The organism is Bacillus sp. 3G2 (assembly GCF_044324725.1).
Taxonomy (GTDB): Bacteria; Bacillota; Bacilli; order Bacillales; family Bacillaceae_G; genus Bacillus_A; species Bacillus_A mobilis.
The window spans coordinates 90,001-113,556 of sequence record NZ_CP172246.1; the positions used below are offsets into that span (position 1 = coordinate 90,001).

A 23,556-nucleotide genomic window follows, 5' to 3' on the forward strand; every position below is an offset into this window, starting at 1 on the left:
AGGGAAAGGTGAAAAGCACCCCGGAAGGGGAGTGAAAGAGATCCTGAAACCGTGTGCCTACAAATAGTCAGAGCCCGTTAATGGGTGATGGCGTGCCTTTTGTAGAATGAACCGGCGAGTTACGATCCCGTGCGAGGTTAAGCTGAAGAGGCGGAGCCGCAGCGAAAGCGAGTCTGAATAGGGCGTTTAGTACGTGGTCGTAGACCCGAAACCAGGTGATCTACCCATGTCCAGGGTGAAGTTCAGGTAACACTGAATGGAGGCCCGAACCCACGCACGTTGAAAAGTGCGGGGATGAGGTGTGGGTAGCGGAGAAATTCCAATCGAACCTGGAGATAGCTGGTTCTCCCCGAAATAGCTTTAGGGCTAGCCTTAAGTGTAAGAGTCTTGGAGGTAGAGCACTGATTGAACTAGGGGTCCTCATCGGATTACCGAATTCAGTCAAACTCCGAATGCCAATGACTTATCCTTAGGAGTCAGACTGCGAGTGATAAGATCCGTAGTCAAGAGGGAAACAGCCCAGATCGCCAGCTAAGGTCCCAAAGTGTGTATTAAGTGGAAAAGGATGTGGAGTTGCTTAGACAACTAGGATGTTGGCTTAGAAGCAGCCACCATTTAAAGAGTGCGTAATAGCTCACTAGTCGAGTGACTCTGCGCCGAAAATGTACCGGGGCTAAATACACCACCGAAGCTGCGAATTGATACCAATGGTATCAGTGGTAGGGGAGCGTTCTAAGTGCAGTGAAGTCAGACCGGAAGGACTGGTGGAGCGCTTAGAAGTGAGAATGCCGGTATGAGTAGCGAAAGACGGGTGAGAATCCCGTCCACCGAATGCCTAAGGTTTCCTGAGGAAGGCTCGTCCGCTCAGGGTTAGTCAGGACCTAAGCCGAGGCCGACAGGCGTAGGCGATGGACAACAGGTTGATATTCCTGTACCACCTCTTTATCGTTTGAGCAATGGAGGGACGCAGAAGGATAGAAGAAGCGTGCGATTGGTTGTGCACGTCCAAGCAATTAGGCTGATAAGTAGGCAAATCCGCTTATCGTGAAGGCTGAGTTGTGATGGGGAAGCTCCTTATGGAGCGAAGTCTTTGATTCCCCGCTGCCAAGAAAAGCTTCTAGCGAGATAAAAGGTGCCTGTACCGCAAACCGACACAGGTAGGCGAGGAGAGAATCCTAAGGTGTGCGAGAGAACTCTGGTTAAGGAACTCGGCAAAATGACCCCGTAACTTCGGGAGAAGGGGTGCTTTCTTAACGGAAAGCCGCAGTGAATAGGCCCAAGCGACTGTTTAGCAAAAACACAGCTCTCTGCGAAGCCGTAAGGCGAAGTATAGGGGGTGACACCTGCCCGGTGCTGGAAGGTTAAGGAGAGGGGTTAGCGTAAGCGAAGCTCTGAACTGAAGCCCCAGTAAACGGCGGCCGTAACTATAACGGTCCTAAGGTAGCGAAATTCCTTGTCGGGTAAGTTCCGACCCGCACGAAAGGTGTAACGATTTGGGCACTGTCTCAACCAGAGACTCGGTGAAATTATAGTACCTGTGAAGATGCAGGTTACCCGCGACAGGACGGAAAGACCCCGTGGAGCTTTACTGTAGCCTGATATTGAATTTTGGTACAGTTTGTACAGGATAGGCGGGAGCCATTGAAACCGGAGCGCTAGCTTCGGTGGAGGCGCTGGTGGGATACCGCCCTGACTGTATTGAAATTCTAACCTACGGGTCTTATCGACCCGGGAGACAGTGTCAGGTGGGCAGTTTGACTGGGGCGGTCGCCTCCTAAAGTGTAACGGAGGCGCCCAAAGGTTCCCTCAGAATGGTTGGAAATCATTCGTAGAGTGCAAAGGCATAAGGGAGCTTGACTGCGAGACCTACAAGTCGAGCAGGGACGAAAGTCGGGCTTAGTGATCCGGTGGTTCCGCATGGAAGGGCCATCGCTCAACGGATAAAAGCTACCCCGGGGATAACAGGCTTATCTCCCCCAAGAGTCCACATCGACGGGGAGGTTTGGCACCTCGATGTCGGCTCATCGCATCCTGGGGCTGTAGTCGGTCCCAAGGGTTGGGCTGTTCGCCCATTAAAGCGGTACGCGAGCTGGGTTCAGAACGTCGTGAGACAGTTCGGTCCCTATCCGTCGTGGGCGTAGGAAATTTGAGAGGAGCTGTCCTTAGTACGAGAGGACCGGGATGGACGCACCGCTGGTGTACCAGTTGTTCTGCCAAGGGCATAGCTGGGTAGCTATGTGCGGAAGGGATAAGTGCTGAAAGCATCTAAGCATGAAGCCCCCCTCAAGATGAGATTTCCCATAGCGTAAGCTAGTAAGATCCCTGAAAGATGATCAGGTTGATAGGTTCGAGGTGGAAGCATGGTGACATGTGGAGCTGACGAATACTAATAGATCGAGGACTTAACCATATAATATGTAGCAAATGTTATCTAGTTTTGAAGGAATATGCCTTCATAGTTTGGTGATGATGGCAGAGAGGTCACACCCGTTCCCATACCGAACACGGAAGTTAAGCTCTCTAGCGCCGATGGTAGTTGGGACCTTGTCCCTGTGAGAGTAGGACGTCGCCAAGCAAATAAAAACACGAGTCATTAGACTCGTGTTTTTTCGTGTTTTCTTTTATAATCTATAGTAATTAAAAAATGTGTTTAAATAATTATTATTTTGATTAAATACAGGGGAATGTGGCTAGGATAGTGAATAAGCAAAAGAGTTGCAAATTTTATTAATACGTATATAATTAAAGTCAAAGATAGTCAAAGTCAATAAAGGTGGCGGATAAATGAGAAATATATCTGATATCATCGAGCAATATCTAAAGCAAGTTATTGACTTAAGTAATAATAATGTGATTGAAATCAAAAGAAATGAGATTGCGGATCGATTCGAGTGCGTACCATCTCAAATTAATTATGTAATCAATACCCGTTTTACGATAGAAAGAGGATTTGTAGTAGAAAGTAAACGTGGTGGAGGAGGTTACATTCGCATTATAAAAGTCAAACTGCATGACGATATAGACATTATCGATCAAATGCTTCATATGATTGATCATAGCGTTGCGCAAGGGAATGCAGAGAGTATGATTATACGTTTAATAGAAGAGGGAATCATAACAAATCGTGAAGCTAAACTTATGTTAAGTGTACTAGATCGTTCTGTATTATCAATGGATGTTCCTTCTCGAGATGAACTTAGGGCTCGAATATTATGCGCAATGTTAAGAACACTGAAATATAAATAAATATAGCTTTTGTAAAAGAGTAATAACTAAGATATAAGGCAGTTAAATATTGTAGAGGTTTTGAAAAAAGAACACGCACTTTTATTTAAATGAGTAAGGGAAAGTGAACAATCTAGTAATGTATGGAAAGTACTATGAGATAGATCGTTCCTGTTGTAAAGGTGGGGATAGTGATGACTTGTCAAAACTGTAATATAAGAACAGCAACTTTACATTATACAAAAGTAATCAACGAACAGAAGACGGAAGTTCATCTTTGTGAGCAATGTGCAGAACAAAGTGGCTATACGTCTTTCTTTCAATCGCCGCAGTCTAACTTTTCATTCCATGATTTATTTGCGGGGTTATTACATGGTGAATCAACAATGTTTGAAGAAGGACAAAACGGGCTTTCGAATACAAATATATTAAGGTGTCCAGATTGTAAGATGACATATGAGCAATTTACAAAGGTGGGACGTTTTGGATGTGCTTCTTGTTACGATACATTTAAGGAACATTTAAAGCCATTATTAAAACGTCTTCACGGCGGACATACAGATCATTGTGGAAAAATTCCGGAACGTATAGAAGGAAATATTCACTTAAAGAAAGAATTAGATGAACTAAAACTCATTCTGAAACAATACGTACAGAAAGAGGAGTTTGAGAAAGCTGCTGAAATAAGGGATAAAATTCGAGTTCTTGAAAGTCAGCTTAGTGAGCATAGAGAGGGGGAATAGTTCTATGTCACTGGACAAAATTATGAATGAAGCGATTAGTCCATGGATGAAGGGGGATGGCCCTGATTCTGATATTGTTTTAAGTAGTCGAATACGTTTGGCTCGTAATTTTAAAAAATATCAATTCTCTACTATGCAAAACGAAGAAGAAGCTAAACAGATTCATGAATTATTTAAAAAGGAATTTATAAATAAAACGGTAGAACCTTTTGGAGAGTTTGAACTATTAAAAATGAATGAATTAACGCCTCTTCAAAGGAGAGTATTAGTTGAAAAGCATTTAATTAGTCCTAACCTTGCCGGAACAGAATATGGAGCATGTCTATTGTCAGGAAGCGAACATATTAGTGTTATGCTGAATGAAGAAGACCATATTAGGATTCAGTGCTTATTTTCAGGGTTGCAGTTATCAGAGGCCCTTCAAAGTGCCAATCAAATAGATAATTGGATAGAGGAAGAGGTTGAATATGCTTTTGATGAATCACTTGGATATATAACGAGCTGCCCTACTAACGTTGGTACAGGACTGAGGGCTTCAGTAATGATTCACTTACCGGGACTCGTTTTAACGAAAAGAATTAGCCGTATTATACAAGTAATTCAAAAATTAGGGTTAGTAGTAAGAGGAATATACGGTGAAGGTAGCGAAGCGTTAGGTAATATATTTCAAGTGTCAAATCAAATGACACTAGGAAAATCTGAAGAAGATATTATTGCAGATTTAAAGAGTGTCATTCAACAAATCATACAGCAAGAAAAAATGGCTAGAGAATTAATTGTACAAAATTCAAGTATTGAGCTTGAAGATAAAGTTTATCGCTCTTATGGCATACTAGCAAACAGTCGGTTAATTCAATCTGCGGAAGCGGCCACTTGCTTATCAGATGTACGACTTGGTATTGATTTAGGATATATAAAAGGTGTATCGAGAAATATTTTGACTGAGCTAATGGTTCTTACACAACCAGGTATTTTACAACAATATGCAGGTGGACCTTTAGGACCAGAAGAAAGAGATTATCGAAGAGCAACCTTAATCCGTGAGCGATTACGTATTGAAAAAAACTAAGCGCAAGTAGGAGGCGATTTCTATGATGTTTGGAAGATTTACAGAAAGAGCACAGAAAGTATTAGCTTTATCTCAAGAGGAAGCAATTCGTATTGGGCATAATAATATTGGAACAGAACATATTTTACTTGGGCTTGTACGTGAAGGTGAAGGAATTGCAGCAAAAGCGTTAATTGCTCTTGGATTAAGTCCAGAAAAAGTTCAAAAAGAGGTAGAAGCATTAATTGGACGCGGAACAGAAGCTTCTCAAACTGTACATTATACACCGCGTGCTAAAAAGGTTATTGAGTTGTCAATGGATGAAGCTCGTAAATTAGGTCATTCTTACGTCGGAACAGAACATATCTTACTTGGTTTAATCCGTGAAGGTGAAGGTGTGGCAGCACGTGTTTTAAATAACTTAGGTGTTAGCCTAAATAAGGCAAGACAACAAGTATTGCAACTTCTTGGAAGTAATGAAGCAAGTTCAGGTCACCAAGGGGGTTCTTCAACAAATGCAAATACACCGACACTAGATAGCTTAGCGCGTGATTTAACAGTTGTTGCACGTGAAAATCGTCTAGATCCTGTTATCGGGCGTGGTAAAGAAATTCAACGTGTAATTGAAGTTTTAAGCCGTAGAACAAAAAACAATCCTGTATTAATTGGAGAGCCTGGTGTGGGTAAAACGGCAATTGCAGAAGGATTAGCACAACAAATTGTAAATAATGAAGTTCCTGAAACATTAAGAGATAAGCGTGTTATGACACTAGATATGGGTACAGTTGTAGCTGGAACGAAATATCGTGGTGAATTTGAAGATCGTTTAAAGAAAGTTATGGATGAAATCCGTCAAGCTGGCAACATTATTCTATTTATTGATGAACTTCATACATTAATTGGTGCAGGTGGAGCAGAAGGTGCCATTGATGCATCGAACATTTTAAAACCATCTTTAGCACGCGGAGAGTTACAATGTATTGGGGCGACAACTTTAGATGAATATCGTAAATATATTGAAAAAGACGCGGCTTTAGAGAGACGTTTCCAACCAATTCACGTTGATGAGCCAAGTTTAGACGAATCAACTCAAATTTTGAAAGGTTTACGTGATCGTTACGAGGCACATCACCGTGTATCTATTACAGATGATGCAATTGATGCAGCTGTAAAGCTTTCAGACCGTTATATTACAGATCGTTTCTTACCAGATAAAGCAATTGACTTAATTGATGAAGCTGCTTCAAAGGTTCGCTTACGTTCTTATACAACACCACCAAATTTAAAAGAGCTTGAAGTGAAGCTTGAGGAAATTAGAAAAGAAAAAGATGCAGCTGTGCAAAGTCAAGAATTTGAAAAAGCTGCTTCCTTACGTGATATGGAACAACGCTTACGTGAGAAGTTAGAAGATACGAAGCGCCAATGGAAAGAACAACAAGGAAAAGAAAACTCAGAAGTGACAGTAGAAGATATTGCAAATGTTGTTTCTACTTGGACTCGTATACCGGTTTCTAAACTTGCACAAACAGAGACTGATAAATTATTAAACTTAGAATCCATCCTTCACGATCGTGTTATTGGTCAAGATGAAGCGGTAGTAGCTGTAGCGAAAGCTGTTCGTCGTGCTAGAGCGGGATTGAAAGATCCAAAACGTCCGATTGGTTCATTTATTTTCTTAGGACCAACAGGTGTAGGTAAAACAGAGCTAGCAAGAGCGTTAGCAGAATCTATGTTCGGTGATGAGGATGCAATGATTCGCATCGATATGTCTGAGTACATGGAGAAGCATTCTACTTCTCGTTTAGTTGGATCTCCTCCAGGATATGTTGGATATGAAGAAGGTGGACAATTAACAGAAAAGGTTCGCCGTAAGCCATATTCAGTTGTCCTATTAGATGAAGTAGAGAAAGCTCACCCTGATGTGTTTAACATTTTACTACAAGTATTAGAAGATGGTCGCTTAACGGATTCTAAAGGGCGTACAGTTGATTTCCGTAATACAATTGTTATTATGACATCTAACGTTGGTGCAGACGCGTTAAAACGTAATAAACATCTTGGATTTAACGTACAAGATGAGAGCCGCGATTATTCAGATATGAAAGGTAAAGTAATGGATGAACTGAAAAAGGCATTTCGTCCAGAATTCTTAAACCGTATTGATGAAATTATCGTGTTCCATATGCTTGAGAAAAAACATATTCAAGAGATTGTAACACTTATGGTAAATCAGTTAGTGAATCGCTTAAAAGAGCAAGAAATTGAATTGCATTTAACAGAAGGAGCAATTTCAGCTATTGCTGATAAAGGATTTGACCGCGAATACGGTGCTCGTCCGCTTCGTAGAGCAATTCAGAAACATGTAGAAGATAGACTGTCGGAAGAACTTTTAAAAGGTGCTATTGAGAAAGGACAAAAAGTTATCTTTGATGTTGAAGGGGAAACATTTGTCATTCATAGTGCTGAAAAGGTAAAATAAGTATAGACAAACTAAGAGGGCTACGAGATAGCCCTCTTTCTTGTACGAGAAGGATAAACTGTTTATAGATGAAAGTGAAGTGAAATATAAAACGATATGGCTAAAAAGAAAACAAAATTCACATGTCAAGAGTGTGGTTATCAGTCACCAAAATATATGGGGAAATGCCCTGGTTGTGGTCAATGGAATACACTTGTTGAAGAGATGGAACCGGTTGTATCATCAAGGCGCCTTAATTATGCCAATGCAATTCAATCGGAAGTAACAAAACCAAGACGCCTAACAGAAGTAGAAACAAAATCTGAGGCACGTATTGAAACGAAATTCCAAGAGTTTAACCGTGTACTTGGTGGTGGGATTGTAGATGGATCCTTAGTACTTATTGGTGGAGACCCTGGGATTGGAAAATCAACATTGCTATTACAGATTTCATCGCAATTAGCAGATTCTTCATATGATGTACTATATATATCCGGTGAAGAATCGGCAAAACAGATTAAACTTCGTGCAGATCGTTTGCATGTAAATGGTAGTAATCTATTTGTTGTATCAGAGACGGACTTGCAGCGAATTGCAGCACACATTGAAGAGATGAATCCAGCTTTTGTTGTTATTGATTCCATTCAAACGATACATTTACCTGAGGTAACGTCAGCACCGGGAAGTGTGGCACAAGTACGTGAATGTACAGCGGAATTAATGAAACTTGCAAAAACGAAAGGGATCCCTATTTTTATCGTCGGACATGTAACAAAAGAGGGGGCAATTGCGGGACCGCGTATGTTAGAACATATGGTCGATGCAGTTCTTTACTTTGAAGGAGATCGTCATCATACATATCGTATTTTACGAGCTGTGAAGAATCGTTTTGGTTCCACGAATGAAATGGGTATTTTTGAAATGAAAGAGCTTGGTCTTGCGGAAGTCTTAAATCCTTCTGAAATTTTTCTTGAGGAAAGACCCGTTGGAGTCGCAGGATCAACAGTAGTTGCCTCAATGGAAGGAACAAGACCGGTTTTAGTAGAAATACAAGCATTAATCTCCCCTACTAGTTTTGGAAACCCTCGAAGAATGGCGACGGGAATTGATCATAACCGTGTATCACTTATTATGGCAGTGTTAGAAAAAAGAACAGGTTTATTATTGCAAAATCAAGATGCATATTTAAAAGTGGCAGGTGGTTTGAAATTAGATGAACCAGCAATTGATTTAGCTGTGGCTTTAAGTATAGCTTCAAGTTTTAGAGATAAATCTACGGCACCAACTGATGCAGTAATAGGAGAAGTAGGATTAACTGGAGAAATAAGAAGAGTATCGAGAATTGAACAACGTGTACAAGAAGCAGCTAAATTAGGATTTCAACGTGCTATTATTCCTAGAAAAAATTTGGGAGGATGGACAATTCCGGATGGGATTGAGGTAGTAGGTGTATCTAATTTAGGGGAAGCGCTTCGTTTGACATTAGGAGGCTAGGCTATGGAAGAAAACAAGCAACGTGTCAAAAGTATGATTAATATTTTACAACTCGTGGCCCCAGGAACACCACTGCGCGAAGGGATAGATAATGTGCTTCGCGCACAAACAGGGGGACTAATTGTTCTTGGATATAACGAACAAATTAAAAGTATTGTAGATGGAGGCTTTCATATTAATTGTGCATTCTCTCCTGCTAGTTTATACGAATTAGCAAAAATGGATGGGGCACTTATTTTAAATGAAACTGGAAGTAAAATTTTAATTGCAAATGCACAGTTAGTTCCAGAGGCATCTATCGATTCTATTGAAACAGGTATGCGCCACCGGACAGCAGAGCGTGTAGCAAAGCAGACGGGTAGTCTCGTTGTGGCTATTTCACAAAGACGTAACGTAATTACACTATATCAAGGGAATTTACGTTATACACTAAAGGATATAGGTGTTATTTTAACAAAGGCAAACCAAGCTATTCAGACGTTAGAAAAATATAAGGCTGTATGGAATGATGGTATTACGAATTTGGGCATTCTAGAATTTGAAGAAGTCGTTACAATGTCTGAGGTGGTTCATGTGCTACATAGTGTCGAAATGGTACTGCGTATTAAAAATGAAATATTGAGCTATATTCATGAGCTAGGAACAGAAGGTAGGTTAATTCGTTTACAACTTACAGAACTACTAGCTGATTTAGAGGCAGAGGCAGCGTTATTAATTAAAGATTATTACCAAGAAAAAACACAAGACCATCATCAAATTTTGAAAAAGTTACAAGATCTTGCGAACACACAACTTCTAGAGGATAGCGATTTAGTTAAATTGCTTGGATACCCAGGACAAACGAGTTTAGAAGAAAGTGTGACGCCGAGAGGATACCGAATCACAAGCAAAATTTCGCGCGTTCCGCCACTTATCATTGAAAATTTAATTAATCGGTTTAAGACTTTGCAAGGTGTTTGTCGAGCAACTATTAATGAATTGGATGATGTGGAAGGAATTGGAGAAGTCAGGGCGAAGAAAATACGAGAAGGCCTAAAAAGAATCCAAGAGCATCTCTATATGAGTAGACACAATTAAGAATATTACATTGATTCCATAATATAACGACACTAGAACACTTTTGGTATATGATATGATATATTGGTAAATAAAACTATTTATAAAAAAACACGTCCGCTTTTGCATTCGGCGTTTTGATTAGCGAAACAATGGTTAATAATGAGTAGGAGGTGGTTGGATGTTAAAACGGATTGTACAGCTCTTCTTTCTAGTAATTGGGGGAGCGTTAGGGATTTACTTAATCCCAAAAGTTATTAATGTATTAGACATCGGTGCCGTTCCTTTATTGGAAGGATCGTACGCTCGTGCAATTATTGGTGCAATTATTTTATTTTTAACAACATTTTGGCTTGTAGATTATATTGTTCAACTTATTAAGCATATTGAAGAGGCTCTTGTAAAGGCGCCTGTAGCGGATGTTTTATTTGGTACATTAGGTTTAATCTCTGGGCTTATTGTTGCGTATTTAATTTTAATACCAATTCGTGAATTTACAATTCCAGTTATTAGTACAGTGTTGCAAGTGTTCTTTACTCTTTTACTTGGATACTTAGGATTCCAAGTAGGGTTTAAAAAGAGGAATGAATTGCTAGGATTATTTACACTACCACAACGTGGGAAGAAGAAAAATAATAATAGTGATAATGAAGAAACTGAAGCAGAGGTAGAAGAATCTACAACTCATTGGAAAATTCTCGATACGAGTGTAATTATCGACGGACGTATTGCTGATATTTGCCAAACAAAGTTTTTAGAAGGAACAATTGTGATTCCACAATTCGTGTTAGAAGAACTTCAGCACATTGCTGATTCTTCGGATGCTTTAAAACGTAATCGTGGTCGCAGAGGATTAGATATTTTAAATCGTATTCAAAAAGAGATGCCGATTCCGGTAGAAATTTATGAAGGCGATTTCGATGATATTCAAGAAGTGGATAGCAAGCTTGTAAAGTTGGCGAAAATCACTGGTGGAACGGTAGTAACGAATGATTTCAACTTAAATAAAGTTTCTGAACTACAAGGGGTAACGGTGTTAAACATTAACGATTTAGCTAATGCAATTAAACCTGTTGTACTCCCAGGCGAAGAACTAAGTGTTTATGTTGTAAAAGACGGAAAAGAACAAAATCAAGGTGTTGCATATTTAGATGACGGCACGATGATCGTAGTAGAAGATGGTAGAGAATATGTAGGTTCACAACTCAATGTGCTTGTTACGAGTGTGTTGCAAACATCGGCTGGTCGTATGATTTTCGCCAAACGTAAATTATTAGAAAAAGCATTATAAGTAGAGGATTATTAATATGTATACATTAATTATTCCAGCAGCTGGTCAAGGTAAGCGGATGGGTGCAGGTAAAAATAAGTTGTTCTTACTTATTAATGAAGTACCGATTATTGTGCATACGTTACGTGCTTTTGAAAAGGATAAAGCGTGCAAAAGTATTATTATGGCAATTAACGAAGAGGAACGTCCGTATTTTGAAGAATTAATGCAGAAGTATCCGATTGAAAAGCCGGTACAATTTATTCAGGGTGGAGCCGAAAGACAGGATAGTGTATATAACGCCATTCAGCATACTAGTGATGTTGAGTATGTTCTTGTACATGACGGTGCGCGTCCATTCGTAACGAATAAAGTGATTCAAGATGTATTAACTGCAGCAGAAAAATACGGCGCGTCCATTTGTGCGGTGCCAGTGAAAGATACCGTTAAGAAGGTAGAGCAGGGTGTTGTTGTCGAAACGGTAGAAAGATCTCAGCTTAAAGCTGTACAAACACCGCAAGGGTTCTCTGTTTCTCTTTTGTTAGAAGCTCATAGAAGTGCGAAACAGAGTTGTTTCCTTGGTACAGATGATGCAAGTCTCGTAGAACGTATCGGGAAGCAAGTGGGTGTAGTAGAGGGAAGTTACTATAATATTAAAGTGACGACTCCAGAAGATTTACTAATTGCTGAAAGTTTCCTTCACGTTCAAACGAAATGATAGCAATGAGTATAGCGAAGAAAAGCTCGGCAACAGCCGGGCTTTTCTTTATAAGGATAGCGATATAATATAGAGTCATAAAGCTCAGTAGTTTAGCTTGAGGAGGATGTAAAAAAATGTTTCGAATTGGACAAGGTTTTGATGTGCATGAATTCGCGGAAGGTAGACCGTTAATTATTGGTGGAATTACAATTCCTCATGAGAAAGGATTAATTGGTCATTCAGACGCAGACGTATTGTTACATACGATCGCAGATGCATGTTTAGGTGCAATTGCAGCAGGAGATATTGGAAAGCATTTCCCTGATACAGATCCTGCCTTTAAAGACGCTGATTCAGCTGTATTGCTGCAAAAGGTTTGGGAATTTGTATGTGAACAAGGTTACGAGTTAGGGAATCTAGATTGTACAATTATTGCTCAAAAGCCAAAGATGGCACCACATATTGAAAGTATGCGTAAACGCATTAGTGAGCTATTAGAAACGTCTATTGATAATATCAATGTAAAGGCAACAACAACAGAAAAATTAGGATTTACAGGTAGAGAAGAAGGAATTGCTTCTCAAGCAGTTGTTTTATTACAGAAAAAATAATGGTTTTTAATTCGTAAGATGGATAATCACATTTGTTTGGTGTACAATTATAGAATGTGTTGACATTAAGAATGGAAGGTGTACCAATTATGGAAAAGCAAGTGAGAGTGCGCTATGCGCCAAGTCCAACAGGACACTTACATATCGGAAATGCGCGTACGGCATTATTTAATTATTTATTTGCACGTCATCAAGATGGTAAGTTTATTATTCGTATTGAAGATACTGATGTAAAACGTAATGTTGCTGGTGGAGAAGAAAGCCAATTAAAATACTTAAAATGGCTCGGTATGGACTGGGATGAAGGTGTTGATGTTGGTGGTGAATTTGGACCATATCGTCAAACAGAGCGTTTAGATATTTATAAAAAATTATATGAAGATTTACTAGAGCGTGGTTTAGCTTACAAATGTTATATGACAGAAGAAGAGCTAGAAGCAGAACGTGAAGGACAAATCTCTCGTGGTGAAACACCTCGTTACGCAGGTAACCACCGTGATTTAACTGAAGCACAAGAGAAAGAATTTGAAGCTGAGGGACGTATTCCAAGTATTCGTTTCCGTGTACCAGCTGACCGTGACTACACATTTAAAGATATCGTAAAAGATGAAGTTGCATTCCATTCAAATGATTTCGGTGATTTCGTTATCGTGAAAAAAGATGGAATTCCAACTTATAACTTTGCGGTAGCAGTAGATGATCACTTAATGGAAATTACACACGTACTTCGTGGTGATGATCATATTTCAAATACGCCAAAACAAATGATGATTTATGAAGCTTTCGGTTGGGATATTCCGCAATTTGGTCATATGACTTTAATTGTAAATGAAAGCCGTAAAAAATTAAGTAAGCGTGATGAATCTATTATTCAATTTATTGAGCAATATAAAGAGCTTGGATATCTTCCAGAAGCAATCTTTAACTTTATTGCACTACTAGGTTGGTCACCAGTAGGAGAAGAAGAAATCTTCTCTCAAGAAGAGTTTATCAAAATGTTCGATGCAGCTCGTTTATCAAAATCACCTGCATTATTTGATTCTCAAAAATTAAAATGGATGAACAACCAATATATGAAAAAGCAAGACTTAGATACGGTGGTAGAATTAAGCTTACCGCATCTAGTGAAAGCTGGACGTATAGGTGAAACTTTAAGTGAACAAGAGCAAGCTTGGATTCGTGATGTAATTGCGTTATATCATGAACAAATGAGTTTTGGAGCTGAAATTGTAGAGCTTTCTGAAATGTTCTTCAAAGATCATGTTGATCATGAAGAAGAAGGACAAGAAGTATTAAAAGGTGAACAAGTACCAGAAGTACTTCGTGCATTTGCTGGTCAAGTAGAAGCACTAGAAGCGATGGAACCAGCAGCAATTAAGGCGGCTATTAAAGCAGTTCAAAAGGAAACAGGTCATAAAGGTAAAAACTTATTTATGCCAATCCGTGTTGCAACTACTGGTCAAACACATGGTCCAGAGCTTCCTAATGCTATTGCACTTCTTGGAAAAGAAAAAGTTTTAAATCGTCTTCAAAAAGTAATTGGTTAACATTTTCTAGGTTTAGAAATATAATAAGTATACTTAAAACCTAATAAGGAAAAGCGACGAGAAGGAGAAGTAGAAAATCAGGCTTTTTACAGAGAGAACCACCTTTAGGCTGGAAGTGGTTTATAAGCGGATTTTTGAAATGCCCCTTCGAGTCTTCTGCTGAACAGCAAATTGTTTTGCGAAACGTCTTAGGGCGTAAAGTAAGCAGAAGCGGTGTACACCGTTATCAGAGATGAGTTTGAGGCCTTTTTTAGCCTAAACAGAGTGGAACCGCGCTTATAAGGCGTCTCTGTCAATATGACAGAGACGTCTTTTTTTATACCGTAAAACTGGGTGTGAGTATAAGTTTTATCTACGTGTATAAAGATTTAGGGAGATAAGTAGGGAGTTAGTTCGCTCGAAAAAGCAGCCCATAAAGGGGAGGGAACATCGATGTTTAAGAGGCTTCGGGAAGATATTGAAGTCGTTTTTGAACAGGATCCAGCGGCAAGAAGTTATTTCGAAGTCATTTTGACTTACTCTGGATTACATGCAGTTTGGGCCCATCGGATTGCACATGCTTTTTATAAAAAGAATTTCTTCTTTATTGCACGTTGGATCTCACAAGTTAGTCGTTTCTTTACTGGTATCGAGATTCATCCAGGAGCAACAATTGGTCGTCGTTTTTTCATAGACCATGGAATGGGGGTTGTAATTGGAGAAACGTGCGAAATTGGTGATAATGTAACGATCTATCAAGGGGTTACATTAGGTGGTACGGGTAAAGAAAAGGGAAAGAGGCACCCTACAATTCAGGATAATGTATTAATTGCAACAGGTGCTAAAGTACTAGGTTCTATTATAGTTGGAGAGAATTCTAAAATTGGAGCGGGGTCTGTCGTATTAAAAGAAGTCCCTGCACATTCTACAGTTGTAGGTATACCTGGCCGAGTCGTTATTCAAAATGGAGTAAAGATCGGTCAAGAATTAAATCATTCTGACCTTCCAGACCCAATTTTTGATAAGTTAAAGGTCATGGAAGTAGAACTTGATAAATTGAAAAAACAACTTGAAGTAAAGGTAGAAAGGAAGGATAAAAATGACTATTCACATTTATAATACGTTAACGCGTCAAAAGGAAGAGTTTACTCCATTAGAAGAAAATAAGGTAAAGATGTATGTGTGCGGACCTACAGTTTATAACTATATTCACATTGGGAATGCCAGACCACCTATGGTATTTGATACGGTACGCCGTTATTTAGAATATAAAGGGTATGATGTGCAATATGTATCTAACTTTACTGACGTAGATGATAAGCTAATTAAAGCGGCAAATGAATTAGGTGAAGATGTGCCGACAATTGCTGACCGTTTTGTTGAAGCATACTTTGAGGATGTAACGGCACTAGGTTGCAAACACGCAACAGTACATCCGCGTGTAACGGAAAATATGGATATCATTATTGAATTTATTCAAGAACTTGTGAATAAAGGATATGCATATGAATCAGAAGGTGATGTGTACTTTAGAACGAAGGAATTCGAAGGGTACGGTAAATTATCGCATCAACCAATCGCAGACTTACGTCACGGTGCACGTATTGAAGTAGGAGAAAAGAAACAAGACCCTCTTGATTTTGCCTTATGGAAAGCTGCGAAAGAAGGAGAAATCTTCTGGGAAAGCCCTTGGGGGAAAGGTCGTCCAGGCTGGCATATTGAATGCTCGGCAATGGCGCGTAAATACTTAGGGGATACAATCGATATTCATGCTGGTGGTCAAGACTTAGCATTTCCTCATCATGAGAATGAAATTGCGCAGTCTGAGGCGTTAACTGGAAAAACATTTGCACGTTATTGGATGCACAATGGATATATTAATATTAATAATGAGAAGATGTCTAAGTCACTGGGGAACTTCATTTTAGTTCACGATATCATTAAGCAATATGATCCACAGTTAATCAGATTCTTTATGCTATCGGTGCATTACCGTCACCCAATTAATTTCAGTGAAGAGTTATTACAAAGTACAAATAACGGACTGGAAAGAATTAAAACGGCTTACGGTAACTTAAAACACCGTATGGAAAGCAGTACCGATTTAACAGACCATAATGAGAATTGGTTAGCGGAACTGGAAAAATTCCAGACTGCATTTGAAGAAGCAATGAATGATGACTTCAACACTGCTAATGCAATCACTGAGTTATATAATGTAGCAAATCATGCGAATCAATATTTACTGGAAGAACATACATCTAAAGTAGTAATTGAAGCATACGTAAAACAACTTGAAACATTATTTGATATTTTAGGGTTAGAATTAGCGCAAGACGAGTTGCTTGATGAAGAAATCGAGGCACTTATTCAAAAACGTATTGAAGCTCGTAAAAATCGTGATTTTGCATTGTCAGATCAAATTCGCGATGATTTAAAAGACCGTAATATTATTTTAGAAGATACCGCTCAAGGTACAAGATGGAAAAGAGGATAAGAATGATTGATGCAAAGCAATTAAACAGCTTAGCGTTAGCATACATGGGTGATGCGGTATATGAACAATATATCCGCTATCACCTACTCCAAAAAGGGAAAGTTCGTCCTAACCAATTACATCGATTAGGGACAAGCTTTGTTTCGGCAAAAGCACAGGCGAAAGTTGTTTATCATTTATTAGAGACAGCATTTTTAACTGAGGAAGAAGAAGCAGTGCTAAGAAGAGGGCGTAATGCAAATTCAGGTACTGTTCCGAAAAATACGGATGTACAAACATATCGACATAGCACAGCTTTTGAAGCGCTAATTGGCTATCATCACTTATTAAATAATCGCGAAAGATTAGACGAAATTGTATATAAGGCAATTGCTGTTTTAGAAGAAAAGGAAGGGGGCACATCATCATGAGTAGTGAATATATTATCGGACGTAACCCTGTGATTGAAGCGTTACGATCAGGAAGAGACATTAATAAAATTTGGATCGCAGAAGGTGCTGCCAAAGGACAAGTACAAATTGTACTAGCACTAGCGAAAGAAAATAAGGTTATTTTACAACACGCACCAAAGAAGAAGTTAGATCAATTAGTTGAGGGGAATCATCAAGGTGTAATTGCTCAAGTGGCTGCGTATCAATATGCTGAGCTAGAAGACCTATTTAAAGTAGCAGAGAAGCGTAATGAAGATCCGTTCTTCTTAATTTTAGATGAAATTGAAGACCCACATAACCTAGGTTCTATTATGCGTACTGCGGATGCAACAGGAGCTCATGGAATTATTATTCCTAAGAGAAGAGCTGTGGGACTTACAGCATCAGTTGCGAAAGCATCGACTGGAGCAATTGAATATATTCCTGTTGCACGTGTAACGAATTTATCTCGCACAATTGATGAATTAAAAGAACGTGGACTTTGGATTGCTGGTACAGATGCAAAAGGGAAAACGGATTACCGTAATTTAGATGGTAAAATGCCAATTGGATTAGTAATTGGAAGTGAAGGAAAAGGTATGAGTCGTATTATTGGTGAAAAATGTGATTTCCTAATTACTTTACCGATGGTGGGTAAAGTTACATCCTTAAATGCTTCAGTAGCCGCAAGTTTGTTAATGTATGAGGTATATCGTAAGCGTCACGAAATTGGTAAATAAAAAATGAACGATATTTTAATCGTTGACGGTTACAACATTATCGGAGCTTGGGGAGACTTGAAGAAACTACGGGATGTAGATTTGCAATCATCAAGGGATGCACTGATTGATAAGATGGCGGATTACCAAGGATACACTGGTACAAAGGTAATGATAGTCTTTGATGCTTATACAGTACAAGGCATTGAAAAAAAGATGAAACAATCGCGTGTGGAAGTCATATTCACGAGAAAGAATCAAACTGCAGATGAAAAGATAGAGCAACTAGCAATTGAGCTTAGAAATATAAATACGCAAATATATGTTGCGACTTCTGATTATACGGAACAATGGGTTATATTTGCGCAAGGTGCTCTTCGGAAATCTGCACGTGAATTAGAGTTGGAAGTACAAGCGATGGAGCAACAAGTAAGAAGGCGTACGCAAGACACAAAAGAAAAGCAACCCGCCATGCGAAAGATATTTAGTAAAGATATTACAGAAAAATTAGAAAAATTAAGAAGAGGAGAGCGTTGAAGCATTGACGCTCTTTATCTTTTTACTGTATAATATTGCTAAATAAATAGCGGTCGGAGGGATCAAGGTGGAAGCAGGCTTCGTAAGTGTAGGCGACGTTACATTTCGTGATTTAGAGGATGAGGCAATCGTTGAGTTAGTTCGAAAAGGTAATACTGACGCTCTAGAATATTTGATTCACAAATATAAGAACTTTGTTCGCGCGAAATCAAGATCTTATTTCTTAGTGGGTGCCGATCGAGAAGATATTGTTCAAGAAGGTATGATTGGATTGTTTAAAGCGATTCGTGATTATAAAGAGGACAAGCTGTCTTCATTCAAAGCATTTGCTGAACTATGTATCACTCGACAAATTATTACCGCTATTAAAACAGCAACAAGGCAAAAGCATATTCCGTTAAATTCATATGTGTCTTTAGATAAGCCGATTTATGATGAGGAATCTGATCGGACATTATTAGATGTTATTTCGGAAGCGAAGGTAACGGATCCTGAAGAAATGATTATAAGTCAGGAAGAATATACAGACATAGAATCTAAAATATCTGAATTATTAAGCGATTTAGAAAGAAAAGTTCTTTCTTTATATTTAGATGGTCGTTCTTATCAAGAGATTTCGGAACAGTTAAATAGACATGTGAAATCTATTGATAACGCTTTACAGAGGGTAAAGCGGAAATTGGAACGATATATGGAAATGAGAGAGAGTACCACTTTAAATTCATAACAAATACTACAGGTGTAAAAAATCACCTGTTTTCTTTTTGTAGAGAGTACAAAAGGCATGTCATTGACATTGTCTTTTGTTGTATGATACATTTTTAGGGACATAATGTTACAAGGTTGGTGTAACTAATGAGGAAAAAAGTTGTACTCTCATGTGAAGAGTGTAAAAATCGAAACTACTCTACGATGAAAGATACGAGCTCAGTAGAGCGACTTGAAATAAAGAAGTTTTGTAAAACATGCAATCAGCATACAGTTCACAAGGAAACAAAATAAATAATTGAAATAATACACTGGAGGTCCCGTAGATGCGTTTAACGAACTTTTTCGGCGATGTAGGTCGCGAAATGAAAAAAGTAAGTTGGCCTAAAAAAGATGAATTACTCCGTTCAACAGCGACTGTTATCGCTACAGTTGTCTTCTTTGCGATTTTCTTCGCAGTAGTTGATATGGGCATTTCTTCTTTAATTCGGTTAATTCTTGGTTAATTCTTGAATAAGAAGCACTTATCCATGATATAATGTTATTTATAAGAACTGTGTAAAAGCCCGGTGAACGGGTTTTTTCATTTGCGCAAAAAAATGTACGTCAGGGAGGGAAGGACGCTCGTCCTAAATGAATGGAAAAAAGTTGGTATGTTGTCCATACTTATTCTGGATATGAAAATAAAGTAAAAGCAAACCTAGAGAAACGTGTAGAATCAATGGGTATGCAAGATAAAATTTTCCGTGTTGTTGTCCCGGAAGAAGTAGAAGTAGAAATGAAAAACGGTAAAGAAAAATTAATGAAAAGAAAAGTGTTCCCAGGTTATGTATTAGTAGAATTAATCATGACTGATGACTCTTGGTATGTTGTACGTAATACGCCAGGTGTAACTGGGTTCGTTGGTTCTTCTGGTTCTGGATCTAAACCATCACCTCTATTAGAGGAGGAAGTTGTTACCATTATGAAGCATATGGGAATGGACAACGAAGTGGTTGATTTCGACTTTGAACTTCATGAAACAGTGCGTGTAAATGAAGGACCATTCGCAGATTATACAGGTGCTATTGAAGAAATTGATGTGGAGAAGAAAAAGGTTAGTGTGCTTGTGGACATGTTCGGTCGCGAGACTCCAGTTGAACTTGACTTCCATCAAATTGAAAAATTATAAAATGAAACTTGAAATGAATTGTAAAAAGTGATAATATCTTTTAAGTCAGTACGTCTTCGTTATCGGAGACGTTTTTTGAAAGATTTTATCCTTACAGATAAAATATGACGTGGGAGGGCAAATCACTGTCCAATTGACCACATCACGGACTTAAGGAGGTGTGTCTCGTGGCTAAAAAGGTAATTAAAATGGTAAAGCTTCAAATTCCTGCAGGTAAAGCTAACCCAGCTCCACCAGTTGGTCCAGCATTAGGACAAGCAGGTGTTAACATCATGGGCTTCTGTAAAGAGTTTAACGCTCGTACAGCTGATCAAGCTGGTCTTATCATCCCTGTTGAAATTACGGTATTTGAGGACCGTTCATTCACTTTCATTACTAAAACTCCTCCTGCTGCTGTTCTTCTTAAGAAAGTAGCTGGTATTGAGTCTGGTTCTGGTGAACCAAACCGTAATAAAGTGGCAACTGTTAAGCGTGATAAAGTACGCGAAATCGCTGAAACTAAAATGCCTGACCTAAACGCTGCTAGCGTAGAAGCTGCAATGCGTATGGTTGAAGGTACTGCACGCAGTATGGGCATCGTTATCGAAGACTAATTCGATTTGTTTTTTTAAAAAGGTTGCGGGTCTGGAATTCCAATTCGCAACCTTTATTATCGTAAATGATTATCGTTTTTAAATAAATGGATGGCGCGCATCCTCAGGTTATACCTGAAAATAAGCGTAAACGTGGGAGGTTATTCCGCTAAAACCACATTCGAGGAGGAAATAAAAATGGCTAAAAGAGGTAAAAAGTACGTAGAAGCTGCAAAGCTTGTTGATCGTGCAACTGCTTACTCTGCAACAGAAGCAGTAGAATTAGTAAAGAAAACAAACACAGCTAAATTTGATGCGACTGTAGAAGTTGCATTCCGTTTAGGTGTTGACCCTAAGAAAGCTGACCAACAAATCCGTGGTGCAGTTGTTCTTCCACACGGTACTGGTAAAGTACAACGTGTATTAGTATTCGCTAAAGGCGAAAAAGCTAAAGAAGCTGAAGCTGCTGGAGCTGACTTCGTAGGCGATGCTGATTACATCGGTAAAATCCAACAAGGTTGGTTCGATTTCGATGTAGTAGTAGCAACTCCTGACATGATGGGTGAAGTTGGTAAACTTGGTCGCGTATTAGGACCTAAAGGTTTAATGCCAAACCCTAAAACTGGAACAGTTACTTTCGATGTAACTAAAGCTGTTAACGAAATCAAAGCTGGTAAAGTTGAATACCGCGTTGATAAAGCTGGTAACATCCACGTTCCAATCGGTAAAGTATCTTTCGAAGATGCTAAATTAGTAGAAAACTTCAGCACAATCGCTGACACTTTACAAAAAGTTAAGCCAGCTGCTGCAAAAGGTACTTACATGAAGAACGTAACAGTTGCTTCTACAATGGGACCTGGCGTACGTGTAGACGTTTCTACATTAGCGTAAATTTTGGAAGTTGACTTCATAAAGAAGTTTTTATATAATCATTTATGTTGTGAATTTAATTAGTGTACCGTAGACAGTAGGTGTCAATAGACTTAATTTCCTACCTAGGTGTTAATATACGAAACGGAATTTTTTTCTGTGACTATATGCCTCCATGTCTACAAGTTGGGCATGGAGGTTTTTAGTGCACTTTCGGTACATCTTCTATATAATCTACAGGAGGTGTAATAACATGAGCAAAGTAATCGAAACTAAACAACAAGTTGTAACTGAAATCGCGGACAAACTTCGCGAAAGTAAATCTACGATCGTTGTTGACTACCGTGGTTTAACAGTTTCTGAAGTAACAGAATTACGTAAAAACTTACGTGAGGCTGGCGTTGAGTTCAAAGTTTACAAAAACTCTTTAACTCGTCGTGCTGCAGAGTCTGCTGAAATGGCTGAGTTAAACGAATTCTTAACAGGACCAAACGCAATCGCGTTCAGTAACGAGGATGTAGTTGCTCCTGCGAAAGTATTAAACGACTTCGCTACAAAACACGAAGCTTTAGAAATTAAAGCTGGTGTAATCGAAGGTAAACTTGTAACACTTGATGAGGTTAAAGCTATCGCTACTCTTCCATCACGTGAAGGCTTACTTTCTATGCTTCTTAGCGTTCTTCAAGCTCCAATCCGTAACCTTGCACTTGCTACTAAAGCAGTTGCAGAACAAAAGGAAGAGCAAGGCGCTTAATTTCTTAAAAGATAATTACTTGTTATCTATAAAACAATACAAACCTATTTAAGGGAGGATATTTACAATGACTAAAGAACAAATCATTGAAGCAGTTAAATCTATGACTGTATTAGAACTTAACGACTTAGTAAAAGCTATCGAGGAAGAATTCGGCGTAACTGCTGCTGCTCCTGTAGCTGTAGCTGGTGGCGCTGGTGAAGCTGCTGCTGAAAAAACTGAATTTGACGTAGTACTTGCAAGTGCTGGCGCTCAAAAAATCAAAGTTATCAAAGCTGTACGTGAAATCACTGGTCTTGGCTTAAAAGAAGCTAAAGAATTAGTTGACAACACTCCAAAAGCAATCAAAGAAGGCGTTTCTAAAGAGGAAGCTGAAGAAATGAAAGCTAAACTTGAAGAAGTTGGCGCTGCTGTAGAAGTTAAGTAATTAACTTTTGATGCTTTAAAAAAAGCTCGCTCTCATGCGAGCTTTTTTTTTAACTGTAAAGAAAAGAGGTGGCCATATGGCAGACCATTATTTTTCTAACGACCCTTCTAGTAAAAGTGATCGTAAGCGATGGGAATTTGCACTTCGTGGATCTCAATTTACTTTCTTATCTGACCGTGGGGTGTTCTCGAAAAACGAAGTGGACTTTGGTTCTCGTCTTTTAATTGAAGCGTTTCAAGTGCCAGATATTAAAGGTGATATATTAGACGTAGGTTGTGGATATGGACCAATTGGTTTATCGTTGGCGAAAGAGTTTCAAGACCGTAAAGTTCACATGGTGGATGTGAATGAAAGGGCGCTTGAGCTTGCGAAAGAAAATGCCGCTAACAATAGAATTGGAAATGTACACATTTTTCAAAGTAGCGTCTATGAAAATGTAGATGGTATGTATGCTGCTATTCTATCTAATCCTCCAATTCGTGCAGGTAAAGACATCGTGCATGAGATTTTAGAGAAGGCTGTAGAGTATTTAGTTCCAGGTGGAGAGTTGTGGATTGTTATTCAAAAGAAGCAAGGTGCACCATCTGCACTGAAGAAACTAGAGGAAGTATTCTCTGAAGTCGAAGTTGTAGAAAAGAAAAAAGGATATTATATCATAAAATCAAAAAAACGTTGACGGTTATTTTTGGCTATGTTAACATTATACAATGCCAATATATGATTTTCTGCGTTGAGAAAGATGTATATTTTTGTTTCTCTT

24 protein-coding genes, 2 rRNA genes and 2 other annotated features (1 of these 28 only partly in view) are annotated in these 23,556 nt (G+C 38.9%); all 26 genes read left to right on the top strand.

The window, feature by feature from the left end; translation table 11 throughout:
• Positions 1 to 2,410: ribosomal RNA gene (locus ACHZK0_RS00500) — 23S ribosomal RNA — on the top strand (it extends 512 nt beyond the left edge of the window).
• A gap of 49 nt (positions 2,411 to 2,459) precedes the next feature.
• Positions 2,460 to 2,575: ribosomal RNA gene (gene rrf, locus ACHZK0_RS00505) — 5S ribosomal RNA — on the top strand.
• Positions 2,576 to 2,784: 209 nt separating this feature from the next.
• Positions 2,785 to 3,246: a transcriptional regulator CtsR gene (gene ctsR / locus ACHZK0_RS00510; RefSeq protein WP_061678384.1), complete on the top strand. Its 462-nt coding sequence runs from the start codon at positions 2,785 to 2,787 to the stop codon at positions 3,244 to 3,246.
• Positions 3,247 to 3,419: 173 nt separating this feature from the next.
• Positions 3,420 to 3,968, top strand: a complete 549-nt coding sequence (locus ACHZK0_RS00515) for a UvrB/UvrC motif-containing protein (protein ID WP_262741714.1) — start codon at positions 3,420 to 3,422, stop codon at positions 3,966 to 3,968.
• Between the two features lie 4 nt (positions 3,969 to 3,972).
• Positions 3,973 to 5,037 carry a protein arginine kinase gene (locus tag ACHZK0_RS00520; protein ID WP_000050824.1) on the top strand — a complete coding sequence of 355 codons (1,065 nt, stop codon included), beginning with the start codon at positions 3,973 to 3,975 and terminating at the stop codon, positions 5,035 to 5,037.
• Between the two features lie 22 nt (positions 5,038 to 5,059).
• Complete coding sequence (gene clpC / locus ACHZK0_RS00525) at positions 5,060 to 7,495, top strand: ATP-dependent protease ATP-binding subunit ClpC (RefSeq protein ID WP_061678382.1); 2,436 nt, start codon at positions 5,060 to 5,062, stop codon at positions 7,493 to 7,495.
• Between the two features lie 96 nt (positions 7,496 to 7,591).
• Positions 7,592 to 8,968, top strand: a complete 1,377-nt coding sequence (gene radA, locus ACHZK0_RS00530) for a DNA repair protein RadA (RefSeq protein WP_061678381.1) — start codon at positions 7,592 to 7,594, stop codon at positions 8,966 to 8,968.
• A 3-nt stretch (positions 8,969 to 8,971) separates the two neighbouring features.
• Complete coding sequence (disA, locus tag ACHZK0_RS00535; protein WP_061678380.1) at positions 8,972 to 10,045, top strand: DNA integrity scanning diadenylate cyclase DisA; 1,074 nt, start codon at positions 8,972 to 8,974, stop codon at positions 10,043 to 10,045.
• Positions 10,046 to 10,205: 160 nt separating this feature from the next.
• Positions 10,206 to 11,315: a PIN/TRAM domain-containing protein gene (locus ACHZK0_RS00540; protein ID WP_262741713.1), complete on the top strand. Its 1,110-nt coding sequence runs from the start codon at positions 10,206 to 10,208 to the stop codon at positions 11,313 to 11,315.
• A gap of 16 nt (positions 11,316 to 11,331) precedes the next feature.
• On the top strand, positions 11,332 to 12,012 hold the full coding sequence (gene ispD, locus ACHZK0_RS00545; protein ID WP_262741712.1) for a 2-C-methyl-D-erythritol 4-phosphate cytidylyltransferase: 681 nt from the start codon (positions 11,332 to 11,334) through the stop codon (positions 12,010 to 12,012).
• Positions 12,013 to 12,128: 116 nt separating this feature from the next.
• Positions 12,129 to 12,605, top strand: coding sequence for a 2-C-methyl-D-erythritol 2,4-cyclodiphosphate synthase (gene ispF, locus ACHZK0_RS00550; RefSeq protein WP_002159614.1), 477 nt, complete (start codon positions 12,129 to 12,131; stop codon positions 12,603 to 12,605).
• An 89-nt stretch (positions 12,606 to 12,694) separates the two neighbouring features.
• Entirely contained in the window at positions 12,695 to 14,152 is a 1,458-nt protein-coding gene (gltX, locus tag ACHZK0_RS00555; protein ID WP_061678376.1) for a glutamate--tRNA ligase, read from the top strand.
• A gap of 47 nt (positions 14,153 to 14,199) precedes the next feature.
• Positions 14,200 to 14,446, top strand: a binding site (T-box leader).
• Between the two features lie 138 nt (positions 14,447 to 14,584).
• Complete coding sequence (gene cysE / locus ACHZK0_RS00560; RefSeq protein ID WP_097918320.1) at positions 14,585 to 15,250, top strand: serine O-acetyltransferase; 666 nt, start codon at positions 14,585 to 14,587, stop codon at positions 15,248 to 15,250.
• Positions 15,231 to 16,628 (top strand): cysteine--tRNA ligase, encoded by a 1,398-nt coding sequence (gene cysS, locus ACHZK0_RS00565; protein ID WP_061678375.1) that lies wholly within the window; start codon positions 15,231 to 15,233, stop codon positions 16,626 to 16,628. The genes cysE and cysS overlap by 20 nt, the downstream gene beginning before the upstream one ends.
• A gap of 2 nt (positions 16,629 to 16,630) precedes the next feature.
• Entirely contained in the window at positions 16,631 to 17,038 is a 408-nt protein-coding gene (locus ACHZK0_RS00570; protein WP_000564261.1) for a Mini-ribonuclease 3, read from the top strand.
• Entirely contained in the window at positions 17,035 to 17,778 is a 744-nt protein-coding gene (gene rlmB / locus ACHZK0_RS00575) for a 23S rRNA (guanosine(2251)-2'-O)-methyltransferase RlmB (RefSeq protein WP_000093762.1), read from the top strand. Before ACHZK0_RS00570 ends, rlmB begins: the two co-directional genes overlap by 4 nt.
• A gap of 3 nt (positions 17,779 to 17,781) precedes the next feature.
• Positions 17,782 to 18,294: an NYN domain-containing protein gene (locus ACHZK0_RS00580; RefSeq protein WP_000997888.1), complete on the top strand. Its 513-nt coding sequence runs from the start codon at positions 17,782 to 17,784 to the stop codon at positions 18,292 to 18,294.
• 67 nt (positions 18,295 to 18,361) lie between these two features.
• Positions 18,362 to 19,021 carry an RNA polymerase sporulation sigma factor SigH gene (locus tag ACHZK0_RS00585; protein ID WP_000387198.1) on the top strand — a complete coding sequence of 220 codons (660 nt, stop codon included), beginning with the start codon at positions 18,362 to 18,364 and terminating at the stop codon, positions 19,019 to 19,021.
• Positions 19,022 to 19,149: 128 nt separating this feature from the next.
• Entirely contained in the window at positions 19,150 to 19,296 is a 147-nt protein-coding gene (rpmG, locus tag ACHZK0_RS00590; protein ID WP_002070160.1) for a 50S ribosomal protein L33, read from the top strand.
• 32 nt (positions 19,297 to 19,328) lie between these two features.
• A complete protein-coding gene (gene secE, locus ACHZK0_RS00595) occupies positions 19,329 to 19,508 on the top strand; it encodes a preprotein translocase subunit SecE (RefSeq protein ID WP_001241321.1) in 180 nt (59 codons plus the stop codon).
• Between the two features lie 131 nt (positions 19,509 to 19,639).
• The gene (nusG, locus tag ACHZK0_RS00600; RefSeq protein ID WP_000415794.1) at positions 19,640 to 20,173 is read left to right on the top strand and encodes a transcription termination/antitermination protein NusG; all 534 of its coding nucleotides are present in this window, start codon (positions 19,640 to 19,642) and stop codon (positions 20,171 to 20,173) included.
• A 167-nt stretch (positions 20,174 to 20,340) separates the two neighbouring features.
• Positions 20,341 to 20,766: a 50S ribosomal protein L11 gene (gene rplK, locus ACHZK0_RS00605; RefSeq protein WP_001085872.1), complete on the top strand. Its 426-nt coding sequence runs from the start codon at positions 20,341 to 20,343 to the stop codon at positions 20,764 to 20,766.
• A 177-nt stretch (positions 20,767 to 20,943) separates the two neighbouring features.
• Entirely contained in the window at positions 20,944 to 21,636 is a 693-nt protein-coding gene (gene rplA, locus ACHZK0_RS00610) for a 50S ribosomal protein L1 (RefSeq protein WP_002070162.1), read from the top strand.
• 49 nt (positions 21,637 to 21,685) lie between these two features.
• Positions 21,686 to 21,829: a sequence feature (ribosomal protein L10 leader region), on the top strand.
• A gap of 39 nt (positions 21,830 to 21,868) precedes the next feature.
• Entirely contained in the window at positions 21,869 to 22,369 is a 501-nt protein-coding gene (gene rplJ / locus ACHZK0_RS00615; RefSeq protein WP_000048721.1) for a 50S ribosomal protein L10, read from the top strand.
• A 67-nt stretch (positions 22,370 to 22,436) separates the two neighbouring features.
• Positions 22,437 to 22,796 carry a 50S ribosomal protein L7/L12 gene (gene rplL, locus ACHZK0_RS00620; protein WP_000159737.1) on the top strand — a complete coding sequence of 120 codons (360 nt, stop codon included), beginning with the start codon at positions 22,437 to 22,439 and terminating at the stop codon, positions 22,794 to 22,796.
• 76 nt (positions 22,797 to 22,872) lie between these two features.
• Positions 22,873 to 23,472 carry a class I SAM-dependent methyltransferase gene (locus ACHZK0_RS00625; protein ID WP_060629207.1) on the top strand — a complete coding sequence of 200 codons (600 nt, stop codon included), beginning with the start codon at positions 22,873 to 22,875 and terminating at the stop codon, positions 23,470 to 23,472.
• Positions 23,473 to 23,556: the final 84 nt, after the last annotated feature.

Excerpts from the sequence above, each read along its gene's own strand:
- cysE (WP_097918320.1), top strand. The coding sequence starts at position 14,585 with ATGTTTAAGAGGCTTCGGGAAGATATTGAAGTCGTTTTTGAACAGGAT.
- ACHZK0_RS00515 (WP_262741714.1), top strand. The coding sequence starts at position 3,420 with ATGACTTGTCAAAACTGTAATATAAGAACAGCAACTTTACATTATACA.
- ispD (WP_262741712.1), top strand. The coding sequence starts at position 11,332 with ATGTATACATTAATTATTCCAGCAGCTGGTCAAGGTAAGCGGATGGGT.
- ispF (WP_002159614.1), top strand. The coding sequence starts at position 12,129 with ATGTTTCGAATTGGACAAGGTTTTGATGTGCATGAATTCGCGGAAGGT.
- ACHZK0_RS00540 (WP_262741713.1), top strand. The coding sequence starts at position 10,206 with ATGTTAAAACGGATTGTACAGCTCTTCTTTCTAGTAATTGGGGGAGCG.
- radA (WP_061678381.1), top strand. The coding sequence starts at position 7,592 with ATGGCTAAAAAGAAAACAAAATTCACATGTCAAGAGTGTGGTTATCAG.
- rplL (WP_000159737.1), top strand. The coding sequence starts at position 22,437 with ATGACTAAAGAACAAATCATTGAAGCAGTTAAATCTATGACTGTATTA.
- ctsR (WP_061678384.1), top strand. The coding sequence starts at position 2,785 with ATGAGAAATATATCTGATATCATCGAGCAATATCTAAAGCAAGTTATT.
- rplA (WP_002070162.1), top strand. The coding sequence starts at position 20,944 with ATGGCTAAAAGAGGTAAAAAGTACGTAGAAGCTGCAAAGCTTGTTGAT.
- gltX (WP_061678376.1), top strand. The coding sequence starts at position 12,695 with ATGGAAAAGCAAGTGAGAGTGCGCTATGCGCCAAGTCCAACAGGACAC.
- ACHZK0_RS00520 (WP_000050824.1), top strand. The coding sequence starts at position 3,973 with ATGTCACTGGACAAAATTATGAATGAAGCGATTAGTCCATGGATGAAG.
- clpC (WP_061678382.1), top strand. The coding sequence starts at position 5,060 with ATGATGTTTGGAAGATTTACAGAAAGAGCACAGAAAGTATTAGCTTTA.
- ACHZK0_RS00570 (WP_000564261.1), top strand. The coding sequence starts at position 16,631 with ATGATTGATGCAAAGCAATTAAACAGCTTAGCGTTAGCATACATGGGT.
- ACHZK0_RS00625 (WP_060629207.1), top strand. The coding sequence starts at position 22,873 with ATGGCAGACCATTATTTTTCTAACGACCCTTCTAGTAAAAGTGATCGT.
- disA (WP_061678380.1), top strand. The coding sequence starts at position 8,972 with ATGGAAGAAAACAAGCAACGTGTCAAAAGTATGATTAATATTTTACAA.
- rlmB (WP_000093762.1), top strand. The coding sequence starts at position 17,035 with ATGAGTAGTGAATATATTATCGGACGTAACCCTGTGATTGAAGCGTTA.
- ACHZK0_RS00580 (WP_000997888.1), top strand. The coding sequence starts at position 17,782 with ATGAACGATATTTTAATCGTTGACGGTTACAACATTATCGGAGCTTGG.
- cysS (WP_061678375.1), top strand. The coding sequence starts at position 15,231 with ATGACTATTCACATTTATAATACGTTAACGCGTCAAAAGGAAGAGTTT.
- rpmG (WP_002070160.1), top strand. The coding sequence starts at position 19,150 with ATGAGGAAAAAAGTTGTACTCTCATGTGAAGAGTGTAAAAATCGAAAC.
- rplJ (WP_000048721.1), top strand. The coding sequence starts at position 21,869 with ATGAGCAAAGTAATCGAAACTAAACAACAAGTTGTAACTGAAATCGCG.
- nusG (WP_000415794.1), top strand. The coding sequence starts at position 19,640 with ATGGAAAAAAGTTGGTATGTTGTCCATACTTATTCTGGATATGAAAAT.
- secE (WP_001241321.1), top strand. The coding sequence starts at position 19,329 with ATGCGTTTAACGAACTTTTTCGGCGATGTAGGTCGCGAAATGAAAAAA.